2 protein-coding genes are annotated in these 6,221 nt (G+C 37.1%); both read left to right on the top strand.

Annotated elements, in window-relative coordinates:
- On the top strand, positions 1–1,191 hold a 1,191-nt coding region (locus tag ACFIO3_RS07185; protein WP_375704252.1), incomplete at its 5' end, for an autotransporter outer membrane beta-barrel domain-containing protein.
- Between the two features lie 676 nt (positions 1,192–1,867).
- Positions 1,868–5,002, top strand: a complete 3,135-nt coding sequence (locus ACFIO3_RS07180) for an autotransporter outer membrane beta-barrel domain-containing protein (RefSeq protein WP_375704251.1) — start codon at positions 1,868–1,870, stop codon at positions 5,000–5,002.
- Positions 5,003–6,221 lie beyond the last annotated feature (1,219 nt).

Raw genomic sequence — 6,221 nt, 5'->3', positions numbered from 1 at the left:
TATGGTCAAGCGAAGAAAGACTCTTTCCAACTCGATGGCAATTATGTTGCACTGAGAAACTCACCTTACAAATACACCCTTCGTGCTTATGCTCCAGAAGCGACTTCGAAACAGGAGCATGTTCAGCAGAAATTTGTTAAGGATGGTGGAGAATTTTGGAACTTCCGTCTAGAAAATCAGTATGTTAAGTCTGTTGGATCTGCTGCCCTTCCTGCACAATTTGTAAGGTCTGTTGTTCCACAGGTTCCAACTTATCTCAGCTTGCCTAATAGCGTATTCCACGCTGGTTTGATGGATATTAGCAATCAAAATAAGCAATTGGAGACGTTGCGGATGACTTCTACAGGAATGGTAGAGGTTCGTGAAAATCCTGCTTTATACTTGCGCGGCTATGGTGGAAGTTACCGTTATACTTCAGATCTGTCCGCACTTGAATATGGTTACGGAGGTGATCTTAGTTATAATGGTGTAGAGGCAGGTGTTTTGCTGCAAACTATTGAAAATGCTGATAGTGCTATATCCTTTGGCGTTATGGGAACTTATGGAAAACTTTCTCTGCAGCCTGTGAATGTTGAGCACAGTCAGAAGAGTGCATTTGATAAATGGACTGCTACGGTATATGGTAGCATGCAGCATAATGTTGGCTTCTATGTTGACGGTCTTTTATCCTATGGTCTGTTCAAAGGTGATGTTCTCACCCTTGCACGGGGTAAAACAGCAACATTAAAAGGTAATCCTTTGAGTGTTTCTTTAGCTGGTGGTCAGACAATTATGACAGGATATAAGGGCTTTGTCTTTGATCCGCAGGTTCAGGTTGTGTATCAACATCTCCAGTTTAATAAGGCCCGTGATATCGACAATTTTAATATTGAAATGGGTAACCTTAATCAGTGGGTAGCACGTGTTGGTGGACGTTTAACCAAGATTCCTACAGGTTCTGAAGGCGTGAATGCTGTTGCTTTCTATGGTAAGCTTTATCTTGCTCATGGTTTTGAAGGAAAACAGTCTGTGCATTTCAATGATGCTTTCAAGTTAGGAGCTTTTGGTTCTTCTCTAGAGGCTGGATTAGGTTTTAATGCCAAATTGTTGCCACAGTTCTCTCTGCATGCTGATATTCTCTATCAACATAAGCTTAATAAGGCTGGTTTTTCGGGAACAAGTTTTTCCGGAGGAATACGTTATCAGTTTTAATATAAGGTACACTATGTACCTTTTTAGAAAAGGCAGCACATTGTGCTGCCTTTTTTCTTTGTAACAACTTGTGTTGTCTTTAAAAGATTTTCGTCTTCTTGATTGAGCAAAAAAAACATAGTTTTTTTGTGTATGAGAGCACTTTTCTCCGCTAAAGCGAATTTTCTTAAAATTTATGCTGCTACTGATGCGATAGAGTGCTTCGCTTTTATCGGCTTTTTAAGCGTTCAGCAGAATGGTATGCATTACGTTATCCTTTTTAGTACTGTATTGATATTATCTAATATAATATTTGATGTTTTCTAAAGCTCGTTTTTGAGAGTTTGTTTTTTACGGATTTAAATCATTGTTTCATTCATCTCCTTGTGGATTAATTTTTAAAGTTCACAAGGCTAGATTGTGTTTTTAATTAATTGCACGCACTGGTTTCATTTTTTCTTTACACGAAATACAGAATGCATTATACACTTATAAATTGTGTTTTGTTGTTATTCTCTTATAGATGGTTTTTAGCGTAGAGCTTTTGCCAAATTTATTGGGATAATTCATTGCACAGTTCAAATAGGCATGAGGCATGTTCTTTTGTTACACTTTTCGTATTTTTGAGGTGTGCAAGGGGGTGTTTTGTAAGTGCTTTTGTTTTTAATGAGAGGGGAAGGAAAGTTTCGAGGGAACTATGATTAAAGTTTTTAGAAATCATGTATGTTTATGTGCTTGTACAACAGCTATCCTCTCTTTGCTTCAAAATGGAAGAGAAGTGTATGCGGCTGCAGAGGGGAAGGATAGTAAACCTTATGTTATAAAGGTTATCCCAGTTGTCTCTGCTAATTCTTCTCCTTATCTTAGCGGGAATAATAAGCATAAGCTTCCTCTTAGTGGAGAGAGTGGGGATAATTATTACCCTTCTAATATGATTAATGTTGGCAATAACGATGAGGGTATTCGTGGAGGAAGTGACTATCGTAAGCTGAGTGGATTGGCTGGGGACACCAAACATCAGGATAATGTAGATAACTCTACTAAAGATGGAGATTCTGATGGAAGAGGTGTGAAGCCTGCGTTCTATTTTTATAGTGGATTATATTATATATGCGATAATTGCGGGGAATCTAAAATTGATAATAAATCTTATACAATTACGAACGAAAATGTTTCCAACTATCCTGATGATCCTACTGCTATAACGGTGAAGCGGATAGGGTCCAGAGTTGATGGAGAGAATGTAACTGTTAGCAGTGAAGTTTCTGATAAATCTTTTTTGCGTGGTGTGGCTGTATCCGATGATGGAAAGATTGTTTTGAAAAAAACGACGCTTAAAAATACAAAGTTAGCTCTTTTTGCTCATAATGGAATCATTGAGGTAAAGCAGGGGATTATAGAGGACAGTGATAGGGCTGTTGAAGCTGTGGGGAATTCATTGGTTATTCTAGAGGGTGCAAAAGTTAATACGCGTGATGGGAAGGCAAGTCTTTCCAGTTATAGCGGGGCAGATATTTGGGTGGAAGGTGGGGAGGTTAACTTTACCAACAGTCATGGGATTTCTGCGATGTTGGGAGGGAAGGTTATTCTCGATGGTGTTACTGTTACTGGAAAAGGCCACAGAGACAAAAGTGATGCGGCTATTTTAATGGATGAAGGGGGACGTGTTGAGTTTACAGGGGGGACTATTAAGGTTGAGGATGCACATGGTATATTATTAGAAAATCCTATCAAGCCTCTTCATGTTGTACCAGAACGATCTGAAACAGAAGCTGAAACTGAAGATGAAGATTTATCGAATAACTTTTATGTGACCGAGGCTAATTTTAAGTCTTCTTCTGTTACCGTAAAGGGTGAGGGATCTTATGGTATCTATTTTCAGGGAGAAAAGCCATGGAGCGAAGATGGGGATAAAAAAGAGGAGATTTCATTAGAGGAAGAAAAAGCTCCACCACGATTGGAAGTTGTTAATTTGGATACAACAGAGTTTTCTGTTGAAGACGATACGGCTCTTTATGGTGAAAACCTTATTTCTGGTGCGGTGAGTTTGATGAAAAGTACTCTTCGTTCAGGGAATTTTTTATTAAGAGCTGAGAAAGGGGCTTCTATAACGGTTTTGGCTGATGGTTCTACCCTTGAAGGTCGTACTCACGTTGATAAAGATTCTCATGCCGAACTTTATCTGGGAGGTCATTCTACATGGATTTTACCACAACAGGTGCAAAAAGATCAACATGCGGCTGCACATGATTCTTCTATTTCACTCGTTAGTCTTATGGGTGATAGCTCTATTCATTTTAAAAGACCAGAATCTCCTTCTATTGATGATTATCAGACCCTTCGTATTGGAAATGGACGGGGTGAAGTTTATAGAGTACGGGATGGTGCCTCTATTTTTCTTAATAGCTATCTGAATAGTGGTGGTGCTCTTAATCATCAAAAGACGGATCGTGTTTTAATTCATGGGGATGTTTCGGGAAAAACAATGCTTCATGTGCATGGAGTTGCAGGAAGTCCAGGAGGATATACGGGAAAGGGGGGAAATAATGAAGGTATTTCAGTCATTCAGGTTTCAGGAGAAGCAAAGCAAGATTCTTTTCAATTGAAAGGTGGTTATGTAGCGTTAAACGAATTACCTTATCAATATAAGCTTTATGGTTATGGTCCAGGGTCTGAGTTTGGAAAAGCAAGCATGGATCAAAGATTAGTGGAAGGGAGCGGAGAATTTTGGGATTTCCGCCTTGAAAGTAGGTCTATAGATTCTGATGTTCAACCTAAACCAGATCCTTCTCCTAAGCCAATTCCGGGACCAGAACCTTCTCCAGAACCAGCTCCGGAGCCCCATCCTCGTCCTAAGCCGGGCGTTAAGGCTGTTGTTCCGCAGGTTCCGACTTATCTCCTTTTGCCTAATGCTTTACGTCATATTGGTTTGATGAATGTTAACAATCAAAATAAGCGGTTAGAAGCTTTGCGAATTACTTCTGGGGGCTTATTAGAAAGTCGTGAAAACCCTCTCTTTTTTGTGAGCGGTTATGGCGGCAATCATCGTTATACTTCAAATCTTTCCGCGCTTGAATATGGTTATGGCGGCGAGTTTAATTATAATGCACTAGAAGCAGGTGTTTTGCTAAAAGCAATCGAAAATATGTATGGTTCCACTTCTTTTGGAATTATCGGGGCTTACGAGAGATTTTCTTTGCAACCTTTGAATGTTGAGCAGAGTCAAAAAAGTACATTTGATAAATGGTCAGTTACGGCATACGGTGGTATGCAGCATGATGCAGGTTTTTACGTTGATGGTCTTGTGTCTTACGGTTTGTTTAAAGGTGATGTTCTAACAACTGCACGGGGCAAGACGGCAACATTAAAGGGAAATCCTTTAAGTGCTTCATTGTCTGCTGGTAAAACATTTATGGTAGGAGAGGACGGTTTTGTTTTTGATCCGCAAGTTCAGGTTGTTTATCAATATCTTCAATTTAATAAGGTACGTGATGTGGACGGCTTTGATATTGATTTAGGAAAACTTCATCAGTGGGTAGGGCGTGTTGGAGGGCGTTTAACAAAGAGGCTGGTTGCTACTGATGAGGCTCAGGTTGTTTCTTTCTATGGCAAGCTTCATCTTGCTCATGGTTTTGAAGGAAAACAATTTGTGCATTTTAAAGATGCTTTTCAGTTAGGTGCTTTTGGTTCTTCATTAGAAACTGGATTAGGTTTTAATGCTCAATTATCTCAAAAATTTGCGCTTTACGGTGATTTGGTTTATCAGCAAAAACTAACGAAAGCTGGTTTTTCTGGAACGAGTTTTTCAGGTGGATTGCGTTATCATTTCTAGTTTTGTTGCTGTTTTTGATTAATCTTTCAAAAAGCTACAAGTTATACTTGTGGCTTTTTCTCATTATCTATTCATTTTGTGTTATAGCATTTTTACGAGAGTGTGACTTTGCATATCTTTAATATGCTTTTGGGTTGGACTTCTTTCGTTTTTTTTGAAAAATCTGAAGAGTTTGTACGTTATCGTTTCAAAATGCGTATTTCAGAGTGATTATTATATTATTTATAATATTTTGATTTATAAAGATATTTTTTAATTTAGGGCGCTGAAATATTTTCAATGCTCTTATGATGAATCCATAAAAAGCATTCCTTTGTCTATTATATGTAAGATTAGCAAGTGGATAATCGTTTAAGAAAGGAGTCAATATAATTTGGGGGATTATGTTAAGAGGAGAGGATTTACAATATTAGAAATTGGCAAAGACAAAGATGCTACTCAGGCGCAATGAGGGCTGTATCCGATAAACTTGATATTATATCTGCTGTCGTTATGAAATGGGGATGGAAATAATGAGGTATATCTGAGAAAATTGGTGGATTAGAAACATAAATAACGTATTATTTTTTTGAAAGTGCGTTTTCTTTAAAGAATGTGATAAATAAAAAGATAAAATTATATGTCATTTTCACCTTTTAGATACGGCTCTGAATATTTTTAAATGTTGAAAAGAGATGGTAAAAATCGGAACAGATTTTAATTTTTACACTTTCCTCCTCTTTCTAAATTAGTTCGTATTTCCATAAACACTGTCTAAAACAGCTGTATGTGATAGCTTTGCTTCCCAATTTTGGCATATATTCAGTTTTGTCTGCTTACGAGTGCCTATTGTTTCAATATAATATTTATCTCGAATATTAATTATACACGCTTTGGGTATTGATTAAACAACAGTTAAAATAGGCATTCTTAATGTACAAAAATCTCTTAAAGCTGCTTTTAAATAACAACTTTAAAGATGATTTTTCTCTCATTTTTCAGTTATATTTTTGCAAATTCCTTATAAAAAAATAGATTTAGTCTGTATTTTTAGTAACTTTTAAATTCCATATTTACATAAAACACAAAAAGAATTAATAAGGTCTGCACAGTTAATCCAAAACGTACTAATTTTTCTCTTTGTTAAGTTTTCTTTGATACATTACGTGTTACTTTTATGGGCAAAATTATGGTGTAATTATGGTCAATCTATTTAAAAATCGTTTTTCCTTATGTACTT

The organism is Bartonella sp. AD328YNZD (genome assembly GCF_042196425.1).
The sequence above is the reverse complement of the archived record's forward strand: the minus strand, read 5'-3'. Positions and strand labels throughout refer to the sequence as shown.